This window comes from Streptomyces sp. LaPpAH-108, from assembly GCF_000373625.1.
Lineage (GTDB): Bacteria > Actinomycetota > Actinomycetes > Streptomycetales > Streptomycetaceae > Streptomyces.
Window position 1 is genome coordinate 962,435 of record NZ_KB891988.1, and the last position, 21,281, is coordinate 983,715.

Annotated in this window: 15 protein-coding genes; 7 read left to right on the forward strand and 8 right to left on the reverse strand. The window is 71.4% G+C overall.

Features of this window, described 5'->3' with window-relative positions; translation table 11 throughout:
- Positions 1–35: 35 nt before the first annotated feature.
- Positions 36–1,688, forward strand: coding sequence for a glucose-6-phosphate isomerase (gene pgi, locus B079_RS0110475; protein ID WP_018545751.1), 1,653 nt, complete (start codon positions 36–38; stop codon positions 1,686–1,688).
- Between the two features lie 1,186 nt (positions 1,689–2,874).
- On the opposite strand, the gene B079_RS0110480 is transcribed toward pgi, so the two are convergent.
- Genes B079_RS0110480 through B079_RS0110490 form a run of 3 tightly spaced genes read right to left on the reverse strand, consistent with a single transcriptional unit; the run spans position 2,875 to position 6,461 of the window.
- Positions 2,875–5,157, reverse strand: coding sequence for an ABC transporter permease (locus B079_RS0110480; protein WP_018545752.1), 2,283 nt, complete (start codon positions 5,155–5,157; stop codon positions 2,875–2,877).
- Between the two features lie 42 nt (positions 5,158–5,199).
- A complete protein-coding gene (locus tag B079_RS0110485) occupies positions 5,200–5,949 on the reverse strand; it encodes an ABC transporter ATP-binding protein (protein ID WP_018545753.1) in 750 nt (249 codons plus the stop codon).
- Positions 5,946–6,461: a PadR family transcriptional regulator gene (locus tag B079_RS0110490; RefSeq protein ID WP_018545754.1), complete on the reverse strand. Its 516-nt coding sequence runs from the start codon at positions 6,459–6,461 to the stop codon at positions 5,946–5,948. Before B079_RS0110490 ends, B079_RS0110485 begins: the two co-directional genes overlap by 4 nt.
- Positions 6,462–6,585: 124 nt before the next feature.
- Here B079_RS0110490 and B079_RS0110495 point away from each other — a divergent pair, with 124 nt between their 5' ends.
- The 5 genes from B079_RS0110495 (at position 6,586) to B079_RS0110515 (ending at position 13,179) form a co-directional block, all read left to right on the forward strand.
- Positions 6,586–7,845: an ABC transporter substrate-binding protein gene (locus tag B079_RS0110495; protein WP_026248554.1), complete on the forward strand. Its 1,260-nt coding sequence runs from the start codon at positions 6,586–6,588 to the stop codon at positions 7,843–7,845.
- Between the two features lie 146 nt (positions 7,846–7,991).
- Positions 7,992–9,605, forward strand: a complete 1,614-nt coding sequence (locus tag B079_RS0110500) for a glycoside hydrolase family 13 protein (RefSeq protein WP_078495897.1) — start codon at positions 7,992–7,994, stop codon at positions 9,603–9,605.
- Positions 9,606–9,644: 39 nt separating this feature from the next.
- Entirely contained in the window at positions 9,645–10,973 is a 1,329-nt protein-coding gene (locus B079_RS0110505; protein ID WP_018545757.1) for an ABC transporter substrate-binding protein, read from the forward strand.
- A gap of 8 nt (positions 10,974–10,981) precedes the next feature.
- The gene (locus tag B079_RS0110510) at positions 10,982–12,343 is read left to right on the forward strand and encodes a carbohydrate ABC transporter permease (RefSeq protein WP_018545758.1); all 1,362 of its coding nucleotides are present in this window, start codon (positions 10,982–10,984) and stop codon (positions 12,341–12,343) included.
- The gene (locus tag B079_RS0110515) at positions 12,340–13,179 is read left to right on the forward strand and encodes a carbohydrate ABC transporter permease (RefSeq protein ID WP_018545759.1); all 840 of its coding nucleotides are present in this window, start codon (positions 12,340–12,342) and stop codon (positions 13,177–13,179) included. The genes B079_RS0110510 and B079_RS0110515 overlap by 4 nt, the downstream gene beginning before the upstream one ends.
- Positions 13,180–13,253: 74 nt before the next feature.
- Here the strand turns inward: B079_RS0110515 and pgl are convergent, their stop codons facing one another.
- Genes pgl through tkt form a run of 5 tightly spaced genes read right to left on the reverse strand, consistent with a single transcriptional unit; the run spans position 13,254 to position 19,946 of the window.
- Positions 13,254–14,036, reverse strand: coding sequence for a 6-phosphogluconolactonase (pgl, locus tag B079_RS0110520; protein WP_018545760.1), 783 nt, complete (start codon positions 14,034–14,036; stop codon positions 13,254–13,256).
- Positions 14,033–15,145, reverse strand: coding sequence for a glucose-6-phosphate dehydrogenase assembly protein OpcA (opcA, locus tag B079_RS0110525; protein WP_018545761.1), 1,113 nt, complete (start codon positions 15,143–15,145; stop codon positions 14,033–14,035). Before opcA ends, pgl begins: the two co-directional genes overlap by 4 nt.
- Positions 15,142–16,680 (reverse strand): glucose-6-phosphate dehydrogenase, encoded by a 1,539-nt coding sequence (gene zwf, locus B079_RS0110530; protein ID WP_026248555.1) that lies wholly within the window; start codon positions 16,678–16,680, stop codon positions 15,142–15,144. The genes opcA and zwf overlap by 4 nt, the downstream gene beginning before the upstream one ends.
- A gap of 1 nt (position 16,681) precedes the next feature.
- Entirely contained in the window at positions 16,682–17,824 is a 1,143-nt protein-coding gene (gene tal, locus B079_RS0110535) for a transaldolase (protein WP_018545763.1), read from the reverse strand.
- A gap of 34 nt (positions 17,825–17,858) precedes the next feature.
- Positions 17,859–19,946 carry a transketolase gene (gene tkt / locus B079_RS0110540; protein ID WP_018545764.1) on the reverse strand — a complete coding sequence of 696 codons (2,088 nt, stop codon included), beginning with the start codon at positions 19,944–19,946 and terminating at the stop codon, positions 17,859–17,861.
- 365 nt (positions 19,947–20,311) lie between these two features.
- Here tkt and B079_RS0110545 point away from each other — a divergent pair, with 365 nt between their 5' ends.
- A complete protein-coding gene (locus tag B079_RS0110545) occupies positions 20,312–21,265 on the forward strand; it encodes a heme o synthase (RefSeq protein ID WP_026248556.1) in 954 nt (317 codons plus the stop codon).
- Positions 21,266–21,281 lie beyond the last annotated feature (16 nt).

The window sequence follows — 21,281 nt, forward strand, 5'->3', positions numbered from 1 at the left end:
CAGGACAGGCCCCGGAAGGAAGGCTGAAGTCGGAGATGAACGCAGACGGCCGTACCAGGCTCAACCAGTTGCCCGAGTGGAACGCCCTCGCCCGGCATCGCGAGGACATCGCCGGCACCACCCTGCGGGAGCTGTTCGCCGCCGATCCCGGGCGCGGCACCGGATACACCGTCCAGGTCGGTGACCTCTACATCGACTACAGCAAGAACCTGGTGACGGACGAGACGCTGGCGTTGCTCCAGGAACTCGCCACGGCCACGGACGTGTTCGGGCTGCGGGACGCGATGTTCCGTGGTGACCGCATCAACGTGACCGAGGACCGTGCGGTCCTGCACACCGCGTTGCGGGCTCCGCGTGAGGCCGTGATCGAGGTGGACGGCGAGAACGTCGTCCTGGGCGTGCATGCCGTGCTCGACAAGATGGCCGCCTTCGCCGACCGCGTGCGTTCCGGTGAGTGGACGGGTCACACGGGCAAGCGGATCAAGAATGTCGTGAACATCGGTATCGGCGGCTCGGACCTCGGTCCGGCGATGGCGTACGAGGCGCTGCGGGCGTTCACGGACCGTGATCTGACGGTGCGGTTCGTGTCCAACGTGGACGGCGCGGACCTGCACGAGGCGATCCGGGACCTGGATCCGGCGGAGACGTTGTTCATCGTGGCGTCGAAGACGTTCACGACGATCGAGACGATCACGAACGCGACCTCGGCGCGGCAGTGGCTCCTGGAGTCGCTGGGTGATGAGAAGGCGGTCGCGCGGCACTTCGTGGCGTTGTCCACGAACGCCGAGAAGGTGTCCGGTTTCGGGATCGACGTGGACAACATGTTCGAGTTCTGGGACTGGGTCGGCGGCCGGTATTCGTTCGACTCGGCGATCGGTCTGTCGCTGATGATCGCGATCGGTCCGGACCGGTTCCGGGAGCTGCTGGACGGTTTCCGGATCGTGGACGAGCACTTCCGCACCGCTCCGGCGGAGGCGAACGCGCCTTTGCTGATGGGGTTGTTGGGGATCTGGTACAACAACTTCTTCGACGCGCAGTCGCTGGCGGTGCTGCCGTACAGCCACTATCTGTCCAAGTTCACCGCGTACTTGCAGCAGTTGGACATGGAGTCCAATGGCAAGTCGGTGCAGCGTGATGGTGCTCCGGTGGAGTGGCAGACCGGTCCGGTCGTCTGGGGCACTCCGGGGACGAACGGGCAGCACGCGTACTACCAGTTGATCCATCAGGGTACGAAGCTGATCCCGGCGGACTTCATCGGATTCGCGCGTCCGGCCGAGGAGTTGAGCGACGCGCTCAAGGGCCAGCACGATCTGCTGATGGCCAACTTCTTCGCCCAGACCCAGGCCCTCGCCTTCGGCAAGACGGCGGAGGAAGTGCGGGCGGAAGGGGTGCCGGAGGAACTGGTCGCGGCCAAGACCTTCCAGGGTGACCGCCCGACGACCACCATCCTGGCCCCCGAACTGACCCCCTCGGTCCTCGGCCAGCTCATCGCCCTCTACGAACAGAAAGTCTTCGTCCAGGGCGCCGTCTGGAACATCGACTCCTTCGACCAGTGGGGCGTGGAGCTGGGCAAGGTCCTGGCCAAGCGAATCGAGCCCGCCCTCACCGAGAGCGCCGAGGTACCGGGGCTCGACCCGTCGACCAAGGCACTGGTGACCGAATACCGCGAACTACGCAACCGAAGCTGACGCAGGGGGAGCCCTAGGGCCTGCCCCGACCTCGGGGGTCGGCTCCCCGGGCCGCCCCCCGGTGCCCCGCCGGGTCTACCTGCCGGGGCACTCGGGGGCTGCCGCCCGGGCCCGTGCCCCGGGTCCGCCCTCCCCGCCTCCCCTCGGCTCGCCGGGTTTTCCCCTACGGCCCCCGAGTCTGCCGCCAGCGTCTGCCACCCGGGTACGGGCCGGGGCTCACCCCTCCGGGCCTCGAGTCTTCCCCCCGGTCCGTGCCCCCGAGCCAGCCCTCCCCGGCTCCCTGGCTCGCCGGGTTCACCCCTACGGGCCCTCCGGGTCTGCCACCCGGGCATGGACCAGGGCTCACTCCTCCGGGCCGGGTTTTCCTTCCCGCGCCTCCCCGGGGCTGCCTCCGCGTCTCTCCCCTCGGGCTCCGGGCCCCTGCGCCCTGGTTCTGCCCCGGGCCTCAAGGCCCGCTCTCTCCGGTCCTCGAGGTCTGCCTCCGCCCGGGCCTGGCCCTCTGAGGCCGCCGGGTCTCCCTCCCCTCGTCCCTCGGGGCTGCTGCCTGGGGCTGTGTCCCGGGTCTTTCCCCCGGGCCCTCGGTCCGTGCCCCAGGCACGCGGGTCTGCCCCCGGGGCTTTGGACTGCCGCGCGGGTCTGTGCCCCCGGTCCGTACCCTGGGTCTGCCCCGGGCCTCCGAGCCTGGCGTCAGGGTCTGCCTCCTGGGCTTGCCGGGTTCGCCCCCCCCCGGGCGCTCGGGGATGCCGCCCGAGCCTGTGGCCCTGGGTCTTGCCCGGGCCTCCGGCTCGTGCCGGGCCGTCCCTATGGGGCTCCCGGGGCTGCGCCAGTGGCTGCCCCTCAGTTCGCAGGGTTTCCCCCGGGGGCCTCGGGTCTGCTGCCCGGTCTGCCCGGGCCCCGGCTCGTGCCAGGGGCCTTCTCCATGGGGCTTCCGGATTTGCCGCCAGGGGGCTGCCTGGGCCCGCCGGGTTTTGTCCCTCGGGGTCCTCGGGGCCTGCTGCTCGGGCCTTTGCCCCGCCTCTGCCCGGGCACCGGTCCGTGCCTGGGTCTGTCCTACCCTGGCCCGTCCCCACGGGGCTTCCGGGTACGGGCCTCCAGGGTTCCCAGATCTTCCGACCGGGGCTGTCGCGAAGCCTGACCCCGGGTCTGCCCCGGAGCCTGACCGCCGGGTCCGCCCCCCGCCAAGAAGTCACCCCACCGCGCTCATCGTCTCCGCCGGCCGGCCCCGTGCCGAGCGGGCGGCGGGGAAGGTCGCCAACGCCGCCGCGCCCAGTACGGTGCCCGCGCCGATCGAGAAGAGGAGGGTGGGGGAGGGGGAGTGGGCGAGGCCGGTGCCGGTGCCGGTGGAGGCGGCCTGGGCGTCGATCAGGTGGTGGGCCAGGGGGAGGCCGAGGGCGGTGGCGATGAGGGCCGCTGCCAGGGCCGTGCAGCTGATCGAGGTGACGGTGATCGCGGTGATCTGGCGGGGGGACATGCCGATGGCGCGCAGGGCGAGCACGTCCCGTTCGCCCTCGCGGACGGTGCCGCCGATGGCGGTGAGGAGTTCGACCAGGCCGACCAGGGCGAGCACGGCGATCAGGCCCGCGACCACCGCGCGCAGCGGGGAGAGGCCGTCGGCCGGGTTGGTGACGGCGTGTACGTCGAGATGGCCGCCGCCCGAAGAGGTCAGCGCGGCGGCGACCTTCGCGGGGTCGGCGCCGGGGCGCAGCCGGAGCTGGTAGAAGGCGGGGGAGAGGGTGGGGTCGTTCTCGCGGAGGGTGTCCAGGGAGGTGGTCACGGTCCGGCCGCCGTTCTGCGGTTCGAGGGCGCGGCCCACGATGTGCAGGATCTGCGGCTGGTCGCCGACCGTCATGCGCACCCAGTCGCCCACCCGGACGTGCAGCAGGTCGAGAAGGCCCTGGCCCGCCACCGCCTCGTCGGGTCCGTGCGCGCGCCGTCCCTCCACGAGGGCGTAGGGGTAGGGCCGTTCGCGGGTGCCGAGGCCGCGCAGGGCGATGGTGCCGGTCTGCCCGGGAACCAGCGCGGCCAGTTCCACGCCCGGGTACGCCTCGGCGACCTGGGGGTCGGCGGCCAGCAGCTGTCGTACCCGCTCATCGCTCAGGCCGTCGTCGGCGCGGACGGTGAGCGCGGCGGGCAGGCCCACGCGGGACGGTTCGGTGTGGAAGCGGTCGATGGTGGTCCAGGCGCTCAGCGCGACCACCATGAGCAGCAGCGGAAGCGTCAGCCGGGCCAGCGCGGCGGACGAGCGCCCGCGCCCGGCGAACGCCCGGTGGCAGCCGAGGACCAGCGCGGCGGGCAGCCGCAGCCCGAGCGCCCGCCGGGCCACCTCGGTCAGCCCGGCGCCGGAGGGCCCCGCCGGACGCGGCACCGGCACCGGCGGCACCCGCCCCGCGCGCCAGGCGGCGAGTCCGGTGGTCAGGCCGATGAGCAGCACCGTGCCGACGGGGACGGCGGACAGCGCCAGGGTGTGCCCCGGCAGCCCCTGCCACACGCCCACCGCGTCACCGAGCCGCCCCGGCACCCGGGCGCCCAGCCCCTCGATCAGCGCGGCCGAGGCCACCGCGCCGAGCACGGCGTACGCCAGATGCTGGAGCAGGAAGACCCGGACCACCTGGGCGGGGGTGAACCCGATGGCCTTGAGCACCGAGATGTCCCGCAGATGCCCCCGGATGCGGGTGCCGATCGCCCCGTGCACCGCGAACCCGGCGGCGGCCAGCGCGCCGAGCCCGAACGCCCCGAGCACCTGGCCGAGCAGCCGGTTGTCGCCCTGTGCCTGCGCCCGGGCCTGCTGCCAGGTGGAGACCTCCCCGACCGCGCCCGCGCCCAGCCGGGTCACCGCGCGCTGGACGGCGTAGTCGGTGTCGGCCGGGTCGGCCAGGCGCAGCCCGGTGACCTGGTAGCCGGGTGCGCGCACGGCGGAGGGCAGCGCCCAGACCAGGCCCGGCTGTTCGCCCGCGCTGTAGCGGGGCTCGGCGCTGTCGGCGATGCCCTCCACGGTCAGGGTGCGGGCGGTGCCGGGCAGGGTGAGGGTGTCGCCGGGCTCCGCCAGCAAGGCGCGGGCCAGGCCGCTCTCCAGGACCACGCCGTCCGGCCGGGCGGGATCGAGCCAGTGCCCGGCGGTGAGCAACGGCCGCCCCACGGAGGGCAGATGGGCGGTGGCCCGGAGTTCCACGGAAGCCCGGGTGCCCCGGCAGGAGACGGTGGCGGCCTCGGTGTCGTACGGCCCGGCGACCGCGCGCACCCCGTCCAGAGCGGCCAGCCGGGCGGCGTCGGCGGAGGGCGCGGTGTGCAGCCAGACATGTGCGCCGTGGGCCTGGGTGAAGACGCGCTGCCAGGGGTTGGTGGCGTAGCCGAACAGGGCGGCGGCAAGGAGCAGGGAGGCGACGATCCCGGCGGTGGCCAGGCTCAGGAACAGCGCCTCGCCGCGGTGCGCGCGCAGATCGGAGTGGGCCCAGCGCAGGGTGGCACGCACGGGCTCAGCTCCTCGTATCAATGGCGTGGTCGCGCACGGCCGTCAGTCCCTCAGCTCAAGGACGCCCGAGGTGCCGGGCCTCGGGGAGGGGGTGCCGTCGAGCGTCGCGTCGTCGGCGATGCGGCCGTCGAAGAAGCTGATCACGCGGTCCGCCGCGCTCGCGAGGCGGGCGTCGTGCGTGACCAGGACGATGCTCTGGCCGCGCGCGTGGAAGCGGGTCAGCAGCCGCATCACCTCACGGGTGCCCTTGCTGTCGAGGCTGCCCGCGGGCTCGTCGGCGAGCAGCAGCGGGGGGTGGTTGACCAGCGCGCGGGCCAGCGCGACCCGCTGCTGCTCGCCGCCGGACAGCTCGCGGGGCATCGCGCGCTCCTTGCCGGTGAGACCCAGCTCGGCGAGCAGCGCCTCGCGTTCGGCGCGGGCGCGCTTCGGGGGGACGCCCGCGAGCAGGGCGGGCAGCTCCACGTTGTCCGCGACGGACAGGTTGGAGACCAGGTTGAAGAACTGGAAGACGATGCCGATGGATTTGCGGCGCTCCACCGCCCAGCGCGCCTCGGTGAAGGCGTCGGTGGGGCGGCCGTCGAGCCAGATGCTGCCCGCGTCGGGGCGCTGGAGGCCGCCGAGCAGATGCAGCAGCGTGGACTTGCCCGCGCCGGAGGGTCCGGTGACGGCCACGAACTCGCCGCGCGCCACGGTCAGATCGACCCCGCGCACGGCCCGCACCGGGGCGCCCTCGCCGTGGTGGGTCTTCTCCAGGCCCTCGGCCCGCAGCACGGGCGGCGGCTTCTCGCTCACCTCGGCCCCTCCAGTTCCTCCTGGCAGCGCTCCAGCCAGTCGAGGTCCGCCTGCAGATGCAGCATCGCGCCCTCGATGAGCAGCTGGGCGACACGGTTGTCCCGGTCCTCGGCCGCCGCGAGGCGCGACAGGTCCCGCATGGTGTTCAGATAGCGGCGCCGCTGCTTGTTGATGAGGTCGATCTGGTCGGCGAGACCGGTCCTCGGGGCCAGCGCGAGCTTCATGAAGAACTCGTCCCGCACCCGGGGTTCGCCCTCGGTCTCCTCGAACCAGACGTGCAGCGCCTCCCGCCCGGCGTCGGTGAGGTGGTAGACCTTCTTGTTGGGACGGCCGGACTGCTCGACGTCCTCGCCCGCGATCAGCCCCGACTTCTCCAGGCGCCCGAGGGTCACATAGATCTGCCCGACGTTCGGCTGAGGGTACGCGGAGCCCAGCAGTTGCTCAAGGTCCTGTTTCAGCTCGTAGCCGTGGGCGGGGCCGCGCGCGAGGAGTGCCAGGAGGGGCAGGCGCACTCGTGCTGTCCTCCTGTCCGCCGAATGTGCTCCACCCCCTAGTATCGCGCATACCTAACAGGTATACATGGCTCGGTCCCGGGCGATGAGGCCCGGGGCGCGTGGGGTGCACGGGGAGGAACCTATGCGGTGGACGCATGCCGCCGGTAGGGGGCTTCTCGTTCTCGCCGTGGTGCTGGCCGGATGTGTCTCCTCCGGGGCCCGGGCCGACGGCGGGGGCGGGCGTGGACCGCTCACCCTGGCCACCGCGGGCGACCTCACCGGCTATCTCGGCCCGCTGCTCGCGGGCTGGAACCGCGCCCATCCCGCCGAGCGCGTCACCCTGGTCGAACTCCCCGACTCCGCCGACGAGACCCACGCGCAGATGACCACCGACCTGCGCGGCGGCGACCGGGGCCGCTTCGACGTCCTCAACATCGACGTCAACTGGACTTCCGAGTTCGCCGCGGCGGGCTGGATCCGCCCGCTGCCCCCGAGCCGCTTCCCGCTGAAGACCTTCCTGCCCCCGGTCGTCGACACGGCCACCTACGAGGGACGGCTGTACGCGGTCCCGTACGTCACCAACGCCGGGCTGCTGCTCTACCGCAAGGACGTGCTCGACAAGGAGGGCGTACCGCCCCCGCGCACCTGGGCCGAACTGGAACACGATGCCCGGACCATCGCCCCGAAGTACGGACTCGACGGCTACGCGGGCCAGTTCCTGCCCTACGAGGGGCTGACCGTCAACGCGGCCGAGGCGGTGTACTCGGCCGGGGGCTCCATCCTCGGCGGCGAGGGCACCCGGGTCACCGTGAACTCCGACGCCGCCCGCGAGGGCATCGGCTTCCTGGCCCGGGGCGTGCGCGAGGGCTGGATACCGAGGGCGGCCCTCACCTACAAGGAGGAGGAGTCCAAGCAGGCGTTCCAGGACGGCCATGTGCTCTTCCTGCGCAACTGGCCCTACGCCGTCGCCTCCGCCAAGGGCTCCAAGGTGGCCGGGAAGATCGGCGCCGTGACGCTGCCCGGACCGCACGGCCCCGGCACCAGCGTGCTCGGCGGCTCCAACCTGGCCGTCAACAGCCATGCCCGGCACCCCGATTCGGCGGCCCGGCTGATCGCCTACCTCACCAGCGAGGCCGTCCAGCGCCAGGTCCTCACCCGGGGCGCACTGCCACCCGTGCGCGCCGCGCTCTACCAGGACCCGGACCTGATCCGGCGCTTCCCCTATCTGCCGACCCTGCGCACCGCCGTGCTCACGGCCGCCCCGCGCCCCAAGAGCCCGCGCTACGACCAGGTCAGCCTGGTCGTCCAGGCGGTCGTGCACGACGCGCTGACCGGCCGCCAGACCCCGGCCGCCGCCGTGCGCAGGCTGGCCCGGGAACTCGACGCCGTCGCCAGCCGCTAGCTCTCGGCTAGTTACTTGTTAAGTAACACGCTCATATCGAAGCGCTTCGCCCTGCCCGGGTAAGTCCCTTTTTGTGTGCTCTACTTGGCGACGCCGTGCGTTCTTCTCATTGACACCCCTGAGAAACAGCTACCTAACATGCATGCATGAAAAGGCACCACTGGTGGCGCGACGCGGTGATCTACCAGGTGTACGTCCGCAGCTTCCTGGACAGCACCGGTGACGGCGTCGGCGACCTCGCCGGAGTCCGCGCGGGACTGCCGTACCTGAAGAAGCTCGGTGTGGACGGCGTCTGGCTGAGCCCGTTCTACCCGTCGCCCCAGCACGACCACGGCTACGACGTGGCGAACTACCGTGACGTCGACCCGCTCTTCGGCGACCTCGCCGAGTTCGACCTGCTGATGGCCGACGCCCGGCGGCTCGGCCTGCGCATCCTGCTCGACATCGTCCCCAACCACTGCTCCAGCGAGCACCCCTGGTTCCGCGCCGCCCTGGCCGCCGGAGCGGGCAGCGAGGAGCGCGCCCGCTTCCACTTCGCCGACGGGCGCGGTCCGGACGGCGCCGAGCCGCCCAACAACTGGCACGCCATGTTCGGCGGCCCCGCCTGGACCCGGGCCGCCGACGGCCAGTGGTATCTGCACATGTTCACGCCCGAACAGCCCGACTGGAACTGGCGCCACCCCGAGATCCCCGCGGAGTTCGAGGACGTCCTGCGCTTCTGGCTCGACCGGGGCGTGGACGGCTTCCGCATCGACGTGGCCGCCGGACTCTTCAAGCACCCCGAGCTGCCCGACTCCGACGACCCGGAGGCCGACGCCCGCACCCGCGACTCGGTCAACCCGCTCGCCTGGAACCAGCCCGAGGTGCACGACGTGTGGCGCCGCTGGCGCGCGGTCTGCGAGGAGTACACCGCCCGCGACGGCCGCGAACGCCTCCTGGTCGGCGAGGTCTCCGTCCCCACCGCCCGCGAGCACGCCGCCTACGTCCGCCCCGACGAACTCCACCAGGCATTCTTCTTCGACCTGCTCGGCGCCCCCTGGGACGCCGACGCCTTCCGCAAGGTCATCTCCGAGGCCATGCGGGACATCGCGGGCACCGGCTCCACGCTCACCTGGGTCCTCAACAACCACGACCAGGTCCGCACCGTCACCCGCTACGGCGAAGCCGCCCCCGGCGGCAGCGGCCTCGGCGCCGCCCGCGCCCGCGCCGCCGCCCTGCTGATGCTCGCGCTGCCCGGCGCCGCGTACATCTACCAGGGCGAGGAACTGGGCCTGCCCGAGGTCGTCGACCTGCCCGACGACGTGCTCACCGACCCCGTCTTCCACCGCACCGGCAGCCGCGCCCGGGTCCGCGACGGCTGCCGGGTGCCGCTGCCCTGGTCCGGACAGGCATCCCCGTTCGGCTTCACCACCGGCGTCGAGGGCGTCAAGACCTGGCTGCCCCAGCCCGACTACTTCGCCGAGTACGCCACCGAGCGCGCCCTCGCCGACACCCGCTCCTTCTGGCACCTCTACCGCGACGGGCTCCAACTGCGCGCCTCGCTGCCCCAGTTGGGCGACGGCGACGGCACGCTGCGCTGGCTCGACACCGAGCCCGGCGTCCTCGCCTTCACGCGCGGCGACGGCCTGGTCTGCGCCGTCAACTTCTCCACCGCGCCCACGACCGCGCCCGTCCCGGGCACCCCGCTGCTCGCCAGCGGCCCCTGCCCGGCCGGGGAACTCCCCGGCTCCACCGCCGCCTGGTGGCTCGCCGCCCTCTGATCCGCCGTCAACTCCCACCTCCTCGAAGGGGCATCAACGATGATGCGACGACGTACCACCCTGCTCACCGGCTGCACCGCCCTCGTCCTCGCGCTCGGCGCGACCGCGTGCGGCGGCGACGAGCCCGTCTCCGCCGGGGGCGGCGACAAGGCGCTCACCGGCCAGACCGTCACCGTCGCCGGGGTGTGGTCCGGCAGCGAGCAGAAGAACTTCCAGAAGGTGCTCGACGCCTTCACCGCCAAGACCGGCGCCAAGACCCAGTTCACCTCCACCGGCGACAACGTCTCCACCGTCGTCGGCAGCAAGATCGAGGGCGGCAACGCCCCCGACGTGGTGATGGTCCCGCAGGTCGGCGTGCTCCAGCAGTTCGCCAAGAAGGGCTGGCTCAAGCCGCTGTCCGCCACCACCGAGAAGTCGGTCGACGCGGGCTTCGCCCCGGTCTGGAAGAACTACGGCAGCGTCGACGGCACCCTCTACGGCCTCTACTTCAAGGCCGCCCACAAGTCCACCGTCTGGTACAGCCCCGACGCCCTCGGTCAGGCCGGGGTCAAGCCCCCGAAGACGTACGCCGACATGCTGAAGGCCGGGCACACCGTCTCCGACTCCGGGCTCGCCGCCTTCGCCGTCGCCGGACAGGACGGCTGGACCCTCACCGACTGGTTCGAGAACATCTACCTCTCCCAGGCGGGCCCCGAGAAGTACGACGCCCTCGCCGCCCACCAGCTCAAGTGGACCGACGCCAGCGTGGTCAAGGCGCTCACCACCCTCGGCACGCTGTTCAAGGACAAGCAGCTGATCGCGGGCGGCAGCAAGGAGGCGCTGAACACCGACTTCCCCGGCTCGGTCGAGAAGGTCTTCGGCCCCAAGCCGCAGGCGGGCATGGTCTACGAGGGCGACTTCGTGGCCGGGGTCGCCCACGACCAGTTCCACCGCACCATCGGCAAGGACGCCGACTTCTTCCCCTTCCCGGCGGTCGACGGCGGCACCGCGCCGGTGGTCAGCGGCGGTGACGCGGCGGTCGTCCTCAAGGACGGCAAGAACGCCAAGGCCGGCATGAAGCTCCTGGAGTACCTGGCCACGCCCGAGGCCGCCGCCGTCTGGGCCAAGGCGGGCGGCTTCCTCTCCCCGAACAAGAACCTCGACCTCGCCGCCTACGGTGACGACGTCACCCGTGCCACCGCCAAGTCCCTTGTGGGCGCCGGGGATTCGGTCCGCTTCGACATGTCCGACCAGGCCCCGGCCGCGTTCGGCGGCACCAAGGGCGCCGGTGAGTGGAAGCTCCTCCAGGACTTCCTGCGCGACCCGTCCGACCCCAAGGGCACCGCGGCCAAGCTGGAGTCCGCGGCGGCCAAGGCCTACCAGGACTGAGTGACCCGATGACCGCCACCGTCCCCGTCAAGGAACAGGCGGCCCCGTCCACCGCCGGGTACGCGCGCTCGCGCCGTACCCGGCGGCGCGGCCGGGCGGTCGCCCTCCTCTTCGTCTTCCCCGCGCTGCTCCTGCTCGGCGCGCTCGTCGTCTACCCGGTGCTGTTCTCCGTCGGCCGCAGCTTCTTCGACGCCTCCGGCACCCGGTTCGTCGGCGGCGGCAACTACGCCGAGATGTTCCAGGACCCGGCCACCGTGAAGGCCATCCGGAACACCGCCATCTGGGTCGTCGTCGCCCCCGCCCTGCTCACCGGGCTCGGCCTGATCCTCGCCGTCCTGGTGGAGAAGGTCCGCTGGGCCACCGCCTTCAAGCTGCTGCTGTTCATGCCGATGGCGGTCTCCTTCCTCGCCGCCGGGATCATCTTCCGGCTCGCCTACGACGAGGACCCCGACAAGGGCGTCCTCAACGCGGCCGTCGTCTCCGTCCACGACGCCTTCGCCGGGACCTCCACCTACCCGACCGCCCGCGCCCGCGACGGCCACGGGCTCACCCCGGTATCCGGTGGCGCGTACACCACGGCCGCCGGGATCTCGCCGGGCGGCGCGCCCGCGGTCCTGCCGATGGTCGGCGTGCTGCCCAAGGACCTCCCGAAGGGCGCCGCACCCGCACGGCAGCCCTCGGGCGACGCCCCCTCCGGCGAGGTGCGCGGTGTCGTCTACCTCGACTTCACTCCCGGCGGGGGAGGCGAGCAGGGCCGAGTCGACGCCAAGGAGAGCGGGCTGCCCGGCATGAAGGTCGAGGCCGTGCGCGACGGGCACACCGCCGCCACCGCGACCACCGCCGCCGACGGCTCCTTCCGCTTCACCCACCTCGCCGCCGGTTCGTACGCGCTGCGGCTGCCCGGCGCCAACTTCGCCCCGCCCTACCAGGGCGTCTCCTGGCTCGGCCCGGCGCTGGTCACGCCCGCGATCATCGGCGCGTACCTGTGGATCTGGACCGGGTTCGCCATGGTGCTCATCGGCGCGGGCCTGTCCACGCTGCCCCGGGAGACCCTGGAGGCGGCCCGGGTGGACGGCGCGAACGAGTGGCAGATCTTCCGCCGCATCACCGTCCCGCTGCTCGCGCCCGTGCTCACGGTCGTCTTCGTGACCCTTGTGATCAACGTGATGAAGGTCTTCGACCTCGTCTACATCATCGCCCCGGGCCCGGTGCAGGAGGACGCCACCGTCCTGGCCACCCAGATGTGGCTGGTCTCCTTCGGCGGCGGCAACAACCAGGGCCTCGGCAGCGCCCTGGGCGTGCTCCTGCTGCTCCTGGTGATCCCCGCGATGGTCTTCAACGTCCGGCGTTTCCGAAGGAGTCAGCGATGAACGCGGTCCGGCGCGGCCTCGGCAACGGTCTGGTCCAGGCGTTCCTGGCGGTGATCGCCCTGGTCTGGCTGACCCCGCTCGCGGGGCTGTTCGTCTCCTCGATGCGCACCCCCGAGGACACCGCCAAGGGCGGCTGGTGGACGGCGCTCACCAGCCCGGGCCAGCTGTCCTTCGACAACTACACGGCCCTGCTGAAGAACTCCGGGATGACGCAGGCGTTCTGGAACACCGTGCTGATCTCGGTGCCGACCACCGCACTGGTCGTCGTCCTCGCGGCGCTCGCCGGATACGCCTTCGCCTGGCTGGAGTTCCCCCTCAGGGAGCCCCTTTTCCTGCTGGTGGTCGCCCTGTTGGTGGTGCCCGTGCAGATCGGACTGCTGCCCGTCGCCAAACTCTTCGGTCAGCTGGGCCTGTTCGGCACGATCCCGGGCGTGATCCTCTTCCATGTGGCCTACGGGCTGCCGTTCGCGGTGTTCCTGCTGCGCAACTACTTCGCGGAGATCCCGAAGGAGATGCTGGAGGCGGCCCGCATGGACGGCGGGGGCGAGTGGCGGATCTTCACCCAACTGGTGCTGCCCGTGGGGCGTCCCGCGCTCGCGAGCCTCGCCATCTTCCAGTTCCTGTGGGTGTGGAACGACATGCTGGTCGCCCTGCTCTTCGCGGACAGCTCCGCCCAGCCGCTCACCGTCCAACTCCAGTCACAGATCCGCCAGTTCGGCAGCAACATCGACGTGCTGGCACCGGGCGCCTTCCTCTCGCTGATCGTCCCGGTGGTCGTCTTCTTCGCCTTCCAACGGCATTTCGTACAGGGAGTGATGGCCGGGTCGGTCAAGTGACGGCTCGTCAACATGCGGAAGGGCGGCGCGAGTCGAAACTCGCGCCGCCCTTCCGCGTTCTCAGCCCGCCGTTCTCACGGCGAAGCCGGGGGATACAGCGAACGCGGCAGATCCTTCGCCGCCGCCGCGTCCAGCAGCCACAGCGTCCGGGCCCGGCCCTGGGCACCGGCCGCCGGGGCCTGTACCTCGCCCGCGCCGGACAGCGCGATGGCCACCGCCTCGGCCTTGTCCTCGCCCGCCGCGAGCAGCCACACCTCGCGCGCCGCGCGGATCGCGGGCAGCGTCAGCGAGACGCGGGTCGGCGGCGGCTTGGGCGCGCCGTGCACCCCCACCACCGTGCGCTCGGTCTCCCGGACGGCGGGCAACTCCGGGAACAGGGACGCCACATGGGTGTCCGGGCCGACGCCGAGCAGCAGCACGTCGAACTCCGGCACCTCGGCGTGGTCCTCGGGACCTGCCGCCTTGGCCAGCTCCGCCGCGTACGCCTCGGCCGCCGCGTCCACGTCCGCGCCGTACGGACCGTCCGAGGCGGGCATCGGGTGCACCCGCGCCGGGTCCAGCGGTACGGCGTCGAGCAGGGCCTCGCGGGCCTGCGTGTAGTTGCGGTCCGGATCGCCCTCGGGGAGGTAGCGCTCGTCGCCCCACCACAGGTCCAGACGGCTCCAGTCGACGGCGTCCCGCGCGGGCGCGGAAGCCAGCGCGGCCAGCAGACCGTTGCCGTTGCGACCACCCGTGAGGACCACGGAGGCGTGCCCGCGCGAAGCCTGCGCGTCCACGATCTTCGTGATCAGACGGGCCGCGGCGGCCTCGGCCATCAGCTCCTTGTCGCGGTGCACGACCAGTTGCGGAGTACTCACTTCGACGCCGCCTTCCTCGCGAGGGAGTTGGGAGTCGGCTTCTCGACCGCCGCTTCCCCGGCCGCCGCCTCCTCGGCCACGACCTCCGTCACCGCGTTCTCGGCTGCGGCCTGTTCGACCGCCGCCTCCTCCGCCGCGACGTCCTCGGCCACCACCTCGGCCAGGCCCGCCACCGCGTCCTCCGCCTTCGCCAGCCGCTCCACGCCGTAGCGCAGTGCCGCCGCGTAGGTGTCGTCCGGGTCGAGCCTGCGCAGTTCCTCCGCGATCAGCTCGGCGGTGTCCCGCCGCTTGAGCGCGACCGCGCGGGCCGGCTGGCCCGAGATGGACAGGGTGGCCAGCGAACCGTCCGCCCGGTCGAGCACGATCGGCCCGCACGTGGTGTCCATGCGGACGGCGGTGAGCCCCGGGCCCGCCGACAGCGTCCGCTTCACGGGCACCGCGAGCCGGTCCGCCAGCCACATCGCGAGGAGTTCGCAGCTCGGGTTGAACTCCTCGCCCTCCACCTCGACACCGGTGACCTCGCAGACCACCTGGTCCAGGGCCGCCGCCAGCATCGAGCGCCAGGGCGTGATCCGGGTCCAGGACAGGTCCGTGTCGCCGGGGGTGTACGTCTCCGCCCGCGCGGCCAGTTCCCGCACCGGCTGCTCGGCGGCGTAGGTGTCGGTGACCCGGCGCTGCGCGAGCGCGCCCAGCGGGTCCTTGGCCGGGTCCAGCGGCGCGGCCACCGGCCACCAGACGACCACGGGGGCGTCGGGCAGCAGCAGCGGCAGCACGACCGAGTCGGCGTGGTCGGAGACCTCGCCGTGCAGCCGCACCACCACGGTCTCCCCGGTGCCCGCGTCCGCGCCCACCCGCACCTCGGCATCCAGCCGGGAGGAGGTGCGGTCACGGAGGGTGCGGGCGTGCCGCTTGATGACGACCAGGGTGCGCGAGGGGTGCTCGCGCGAGGCGTCGTTGGCGGCGCGCAGCGCGTCGTAGGCGTTCTCCTCGTCGGTGACGATGACGAGGGTGAGCACCATGCCGACGGCGGGGGTGCCGATCGCCCGGCGGCCCTCCACCAGCGCCTTGTTGATCTCTCCGGCGGTGGTTCCGGTCAGGTCTATCTTCATGGCCGGCGCCAGCTCCGTCCGTCTCGTGCGAGCATCTCGTCCGCCTCGGCCGGACCCCACGTACCCGACTTGTACTGCGCGGGCCTGCCGTGGGTGTCCCAGTACTCCTCGACCGGGTCGAGGATCTCCCAGGACAGCTCGACCTCCTCCGTGCGCGGGAAGAGGTTGGCGTCACCGAGCAGCACGTCCAGGATCAGCCGCTCGTACGCCTCCGGGCTGGACTCCGTGAAGGACTCGCCGTACGCGAAGTCCATCGACACGTCCCGGATCTCCATGGAGGTGCCCGGCACCTTGGAGCCGAAGCGGACCGTGATGCCCTCGTCGGGCTGGACGCGGATGACGATCGCGTTCTCGCCCAGCTCCTCGGTCGCCGTGTGGTCGAACGGGGAGTGCGGGGCGCGCTGGAAGACCACCGCGATCTCGGTCACCCGGCGGCCAAGACGCTTGCCGGTACGCAGATAGAAGGGGACACCCGCCCAGCGGCGGTTGTCGATCTCCAGCTTCACGGCCGCGTACGTGTCGGTCTTCGACTCGGGGTCGATCCCGTCCTCTTCGAGGTAGCCGATGACCTTCTGGCCGCCCTGCCACCCGGCCGCGTACTGACCGCGCACCGTGTGCAGACCCAGCTCGTCCGGCAGCCGGACGGCGCCCAGCACCTTGGTCTTCTCCGCCGCCAGCGCGTCCGCGTCGAAGGAGGACGGCTCCTCCATCGCGGTCAGCGCGAGCAGCTGGAGCAGATGGTTCTGGATGACGTCGCGGGCGGCGCCGATGCCGTCGTAGTACCCGGCACGGCCGCCGATGCCGATGTCCTCCGCCATGGTGATCTGCACATGGTCCACGTAGGACCGGTTCCAGATCGGCTCGAACATGGTGTTGGCGAAGCGCAGCGCCAGCAGGTTCTGGACGGTCTCCTTGCCGAGGTAGTGGTCGATCCGGAACACCTGGTCCGGCTCGAACACCTCGTGCACGACCTTGTTCAGCTCCTCGGCCGACTTCAGGTCGTGGCCGAAGGGCTTCTCGATGACCGCGCGCCGCCAGGAGCCCCCGGTCTGGTCGGCCAGGCCGTGCTTCTTCAGCTGCTGGATGACCACGGGGAAGGCGCGCGGCGGCACCGACAGATAGAAGGCGAAGTTGCCGCTGGTGCCCTGCGCCTTGTCCAGCTCGTCGATGGTCGCGCGCAGCCGCTCGAACGCCTCGTCGTCGTCGAAGGTGCCCTGGACGAAGCGCATCCCCTGGAGGAGCTGCTGCCAGACCTCCTCGCGGAACGGCGTACGGGCGTGTTCCTTCACGGCGTCGTGCACGACCTGCGCGAAGTCCTCGTGCTCCCAGTCGCGGCGGGCGAAGCCCACCAGGGAGAAGCCCGGCGGCAGCAGACCGCGGTTGGCCAGGTCGTAGACCGCGGGCATCAGCTTCTTGCGGGACAGGTCGCCGGTGACACCGAAGATCACCAGGCCCGACGGCCCCGCGATGCGCGGGAGCCGCCGGTCTGCGGGATCACGAAGCGGGTTGGCTCCGGAACCGTTGAGGGGTGACAAATCAGCCCTCCGAAGGGGCGAGCTTCTTCAGCTCCGCCTCGGTCGACTTCAGCAGGTCGTTCCAGGACGCCTCGAACTTGTCGACGCCCTCGTCCTCCAGGACCTTGACGACGTCGTCGTACGAGATGCCCAGGGCCTCCAGCGCGTCGAGATCGGCGCGGGCCTGCTCATAGGTGCCGGACACCGTGTCCCCGGTGATCTGCCCGTGGTCCTCGGTGGCCTCGAGCGTGGCCTCCGGCATGGTGTTGACCGTGTTCGGCGCGACCAGCTCGGTGACGTACATCGTGTCCGAGTACGCCGGGTCCTTCACACCGGTCGACGCCCACAGCGGACGCTGCTTGTTGGCGCCCGCCTTCTCCAGCGCCTTCCAGCGGTCGGAGGGCGGCGTCGAATGGTCGGCGGAGCCGAACACCTCCTCGTACGCCTGGTAGGCGAGCCGGGCGTTGGCGATGGCGGCCTTGCCGCGCAGCGCCTTGGCCTCGTCGGTGCCGAGCGCCGCCAGCCGCTTGTCGATCTCGGAGTCCACGCGGGACACGAAGAAGGACGCCACGGAGTAGATCTGCGACAGGTCCAGGCCGCGCTCCTTGGCCTTCTCCAGGCCGGTCAGGTACGCGTCCATGACCTTGCGGTACCGGTCGAGCGAGAAGATCAGCGTGACGTTGACGCTGATGCCGTTGCCGATCGTCTCCGCGATCGCGGGCAGCCCCGCCTCGGTCGCCGGGATCTTGATCAGCGCGTTGGGCCGGTCCACCAGCCAGGCCAGCTGCTTGGCCTCGGCCACGGTCGCCCGGGTGTTGTGCGCCAGGCGCGGGTCGACCTCGATGGAGACCCGGCCGTCCTGGCCGTCGGTCGCGTCGAAGACCGGGCGCAGGATGTCGGCGGCGTCACGGACGTCCGCCGTCGTGATCATGCGGATGGCCTCTTCGACGGTGACCTCGCGGGCGGCCAGGTCGGCCAGCTGCTGGTCGTAACCGTGACCCTGCGAGATCGCCTTCTGGAAGATCGTCGGGTTGGTGGTGACGCCCACGACGTGCTGCTGGTCGATCAGCTCGGCCAGGTTGCCGGACGTGATCCGCTGGCGCGACAGGTCGTCCAGCCAGATCGCGACGCCTTCCTCGGAGAGGCGCTTGAGTGCGTCTGTCATGGAAATTGCATCTCCTACGTGTCGTTTACGGGCGTCAGCGCTGGGCGTCGGCGAGGGATTCCCGCGCCTTCGCGGCCACGTTCTCCGGAGTGAAGCCGTACTCGCGGAACAGGACCTTGCCGTCCGCGGACGCGCCGAAGTGCTCCAGGGAAACGATGCGACCGGCGTCGCCCACGTACTTGTGCCAGGTCAGACCGATACCGGCCTCCACGGCGACCCGGGCCCTGACCGACGGCGGCAGCACGGACTCCCGGTACCCCCGGTCCTGCTCCTCGAACCACTCCACCGACGGCATCGAGACCACGCGGGTCGGCACGCCCTCGGCCTGCAGCTGCTCACGCGCCTCGACGGCCACGTGCACCTCGGAACCGGTGGCGATCAGGATCACCTGCGGCTCGCCGCCCTCGGCCTCGAACAGGACGTAACCGCCCCGGGCGGCGTCGTCATTGGGCTCGTAGACCGGCACACCCTGGCGGGTGAGGACCAGACCGTGCGGGGCCCCCTTGCCGAACTCCTTCGTCCAGCGCTTCTGGATCTCGCGCCAGGCGATGGCCGTCTCGTTGGCGTCCGCCGGGCGGACCACGTTCAGACCGGGGATCGCACGCAGCGCGGCCAGGTGCTCGACCGGCTGGTGGGTCGGGCCGTCCTCGCCCAGACCGATGGAGTCGTGCGTCCACACGTACGTCACCGGCAGGTGCATCAGGGCCGACAGCCGCACGGCGTTGCGCATGTAGTCGGAGAAGACGAGGAACGTACCGCCGTAGACACGGGTGTTCCCGGCCAGGGTGATGCCGTTCATCTCGGCGGCCATCGCGAACTCACGGATGCCGAAGTGGATCGTCCGGCCGTACGGGTCCGCCTCGGGCAGCGGGTTGCCCTTCGGGAGGAAGGAGCTGTCCTTGTCGATGGTCGTGTTGTTCGACCCGGCGAGGTCGGCGGAGCCGCCCCACAGCTCGGGCAGGACCGCGCCGAGGTCCTGGAGGACCTTGCCGGAGGCGGCGCGGGTGGCGATGCTCTTGCCGGTCTCGAAGACCGGGATCTTCTCCGCCCAGCCGGCCGGCAGCTCGCCCGCGGCGATGCGGTCGAACTCGGCCGCGCGCTCGGCGTTGTTGTCCCGCCACTCCTGGAAGGACTTCTCCCACTCGGCCTTGGCCTCGCGACCGCGCTCCAGGGCGCCGCGCGTGTGGGTCAGCACCTCGTCGGCGACGGCGAAGGTCTGGGTGTCGTCGAAGCCGAGGACGCGCTTGGTGGCCGCGACCTCGTCGTCACCGAGGGCCGAGCCGTGCGCGGCCTCGGTGTCCTGGGCGTTCGGCGCGGGCCAGGCGATGATCGAACGCATCGCGATGAAGGACGGGCGGTCGGTGACGGCCTTGGCCGCCTCGATCGCCGCGTAGATCGCCTCGGGGTCCAGGTCGCCGTCGGCCTTGGGCTCCACGCGCTGGACGTGCCAGCCGTACGCCTCGTACCGCTTCATCGTGTCCTCGGACACGGCGGTCTCGGTGTCGCCCTCGATCGAGATGTGGTTGTCGTCCCACAGCAGGATCAGGTTGCCGAGCTTCTGGTGGCCCGCGAGCGAGGACGCCTCGGCGGAGATGCCCTCCTGGAGGCAGCCGTCACCGGCGATGCAGTAGATGTAGTGGTCGAAGGGGGAGGTGCCCTCCGGCGCGTCCGGGTCGAACAGGCCGCGCTCGAAGCGGGAGGCCATGGCCATGCCCACCGCGTTGGCCACACCCTGGCCCAGCGGCCCGGTGGTGGTCTCGACGCCCTTGGTGTGTCCGTACTCCGGGTGGCCCGGGGTCTTCGAGCCCCAGGTGCGGAAGGACTTCAGGTCGTCCAGCTCCAGGCCGAAGCCGGCCAGGTAGAGCTGCGTGTAGAGGGTCAGGGACGAGTGGCCGGCGGACAGCACGAAGCGGTCGCGCCCCACCCACTCCGGGTCGGCCGGGTCGTGCCGCATCACCTTCTGGAAGAGGGTGTAGGCGGCGGGGGCCAGGCTCATCGCCGTGCCGGGATGGCCGTTGCCGACCTTCTGTACGGCGTCGGCGGCCAGGACACGGGCGGTGTCCACGGCCCGCTGGTCCAGCTCGGTCCACTCAAGGTCTGTGGTGGTCGGCTTGGTGCTCACCCTGGGTCAGGGCTCCTCTCCACATGGTGTTCGCCGGTCGTCGGGACAGGGCCCGTCCGGCCGCCGGAGGACAGCGCGTCCACCGGCCGTTGTCGAGCCTACCCCCGAGGGGACGTGCGTTTTTTCGAGTCATTCCAGACTGCCGGGACTCGCTGCGATCCGCCTCCCGACCGGCCCGGAGGCGGCCTGGCACATGAATACGGAGCGGTCCGCCGTCCTGCTCAAAGGGGGCCCGGCGGGCACCGCGCCAACACGAGCCGACCCCGGCGAAAAACCAGATATGGGCAACGTCTAAAGTGGCGTGGTACGCGCGGGCCTTTACACCGGTTTCACACGGGTGGCCCGCTGGGATGTCTCTGTCAGGGGTGTGCGTGACGGCCGTCGAATCCCGTCCTGCTGGTGCGCTCGGTGTGAGCCGCAGCCCGGTCCACCGGCCGTTCGGCGCCCGGGTCAAGGGCTTCGTTGCGCTGACCAAGCCGCGGATCATCGAGCTGCTGCTCATCACCACGGTGCCGGTCATGTTCCTCGCCCAGCAGGGCGTGCCCGACCTCAAGCTGGTGCTGCTCACCTGCGTGGGCGGCTACCTGTCCGCGGGCGGCGCCAACGCGCTGAACATGTACATCGACCGGGACATCGACGCCCTGATGGACCGCACCTCGCAGCGGCCCCTGGTGACCGGCATGGTCAGCCCGCGCGAGTGCCTCGCCTTCGGCATCGGCCTGGCGGTCGTCTCCACCCTGCTCTTCGGATTCACCGTCAACTGGCTGTCCGCCTGGCTGTCGCTCGGAGCGCTCCTCTTCTACGTCGTCGTCTACACGATGATCCTCAAACGGCGTACGTCGCAGAACATCGTGTGGGGCGGCATCGCGGGCTGTCTCCCGGTGCTGATCGGCTGGTCCTCGGTCACCAACTCCATGTCGTGGGCGCCGGTCATCCTCTTCCTCGTCATGTTCTTCTGGACGCCGCCGCACTACTGGCCGCTCTCCATGAAGGTCAAGGACGACTACGCGCGCGTGGGCGTGCCCATGCTCCCGGTCATCGCCTCCAACAAGGTGGTCGCCCGGCAGATCGTGATCTACAGCTGGGTGATGGTCGCCGTCTCCCTGCTGCTCCAGCCGCTCGGCTACACCGGCTGGTTCTACACGGTGGTCGCGCTGGCCTCGGGCGGCTTCTGGCTGTGGGAGGCGCACGGGCTGCAGAACCGGGCGAAGGCCGAGGTGACGGGCGTCAAGCTCAAGGAGATGCGGCTGTTCCACTGGTCGATCACCTACGTGTCGATCCTCTTCGTGGCGGTCGCGGTGGACCCGTTCCTGAGGTAGTCCGCTTCTTGCTTCC

What these genes read in the sequence shown, in the direction of transcription:
- B079_RS0110515 (WP_018545759.1), top strand. Translation starts at nt 12,340, where the DNA reads ATGAACGCGGTCCGGCGCGGCCTCGGCAACGGTCTGGTCCAGGCGTTC.
- B079_RS0110495 (WP_026248554.1), top strand. Translation starts at nt 6,586, where the DNA reads ATGCGGTGGACGCATGCCGCCGGTAGGGGGCTTCTCGTTCTCGCCGTG.
- B079_RS0110510 (WP_018545758.1), top strand. Translation starts at nt 10,982, where the DNA reads ATGACCGCCACCGTCCCCGTCAAGGAACAGGCGGCCCCGTCCACCGCC.
- tal (WP_018545763.1), bottom strand. Translation starts at nt 17,824, where the DNA reads ATGACAGACGCACTCAAGCGCCTCTCCGAGGAAGGCGTCGCGATCTGG.
- opcA (WP_018545761.1), bottom strand. Translation starts at nt 15,145, where the DNA reads ATGAAGATAGACCTGACCGGAACCACCGCCGGAGAGATCAACAAGGCG.
- pgi (WP_018545751.1), top strand. Translation starts at nt 36, where the DNA reads ATGAACGCAGACGGCCGTACCAGGCTCAACCAGTTGCCCGAGTGGAAC.
- B079_RS0110500 (WP_078495897.1), top strand. Translation starts at nt 7,992, where the DNA reads ATGAAAAGGCACCACTGGTGGCGCGACGCGGTGATCTACCAGGTGTAC.
- B079_RS0110505 (WP_018545757.1), top strand. Translation starts at nt 9,645, where the DNA reads ATGATGCGACGACGTACCACCCTGCTCACCGGCTGCACCGCCCTCGTC.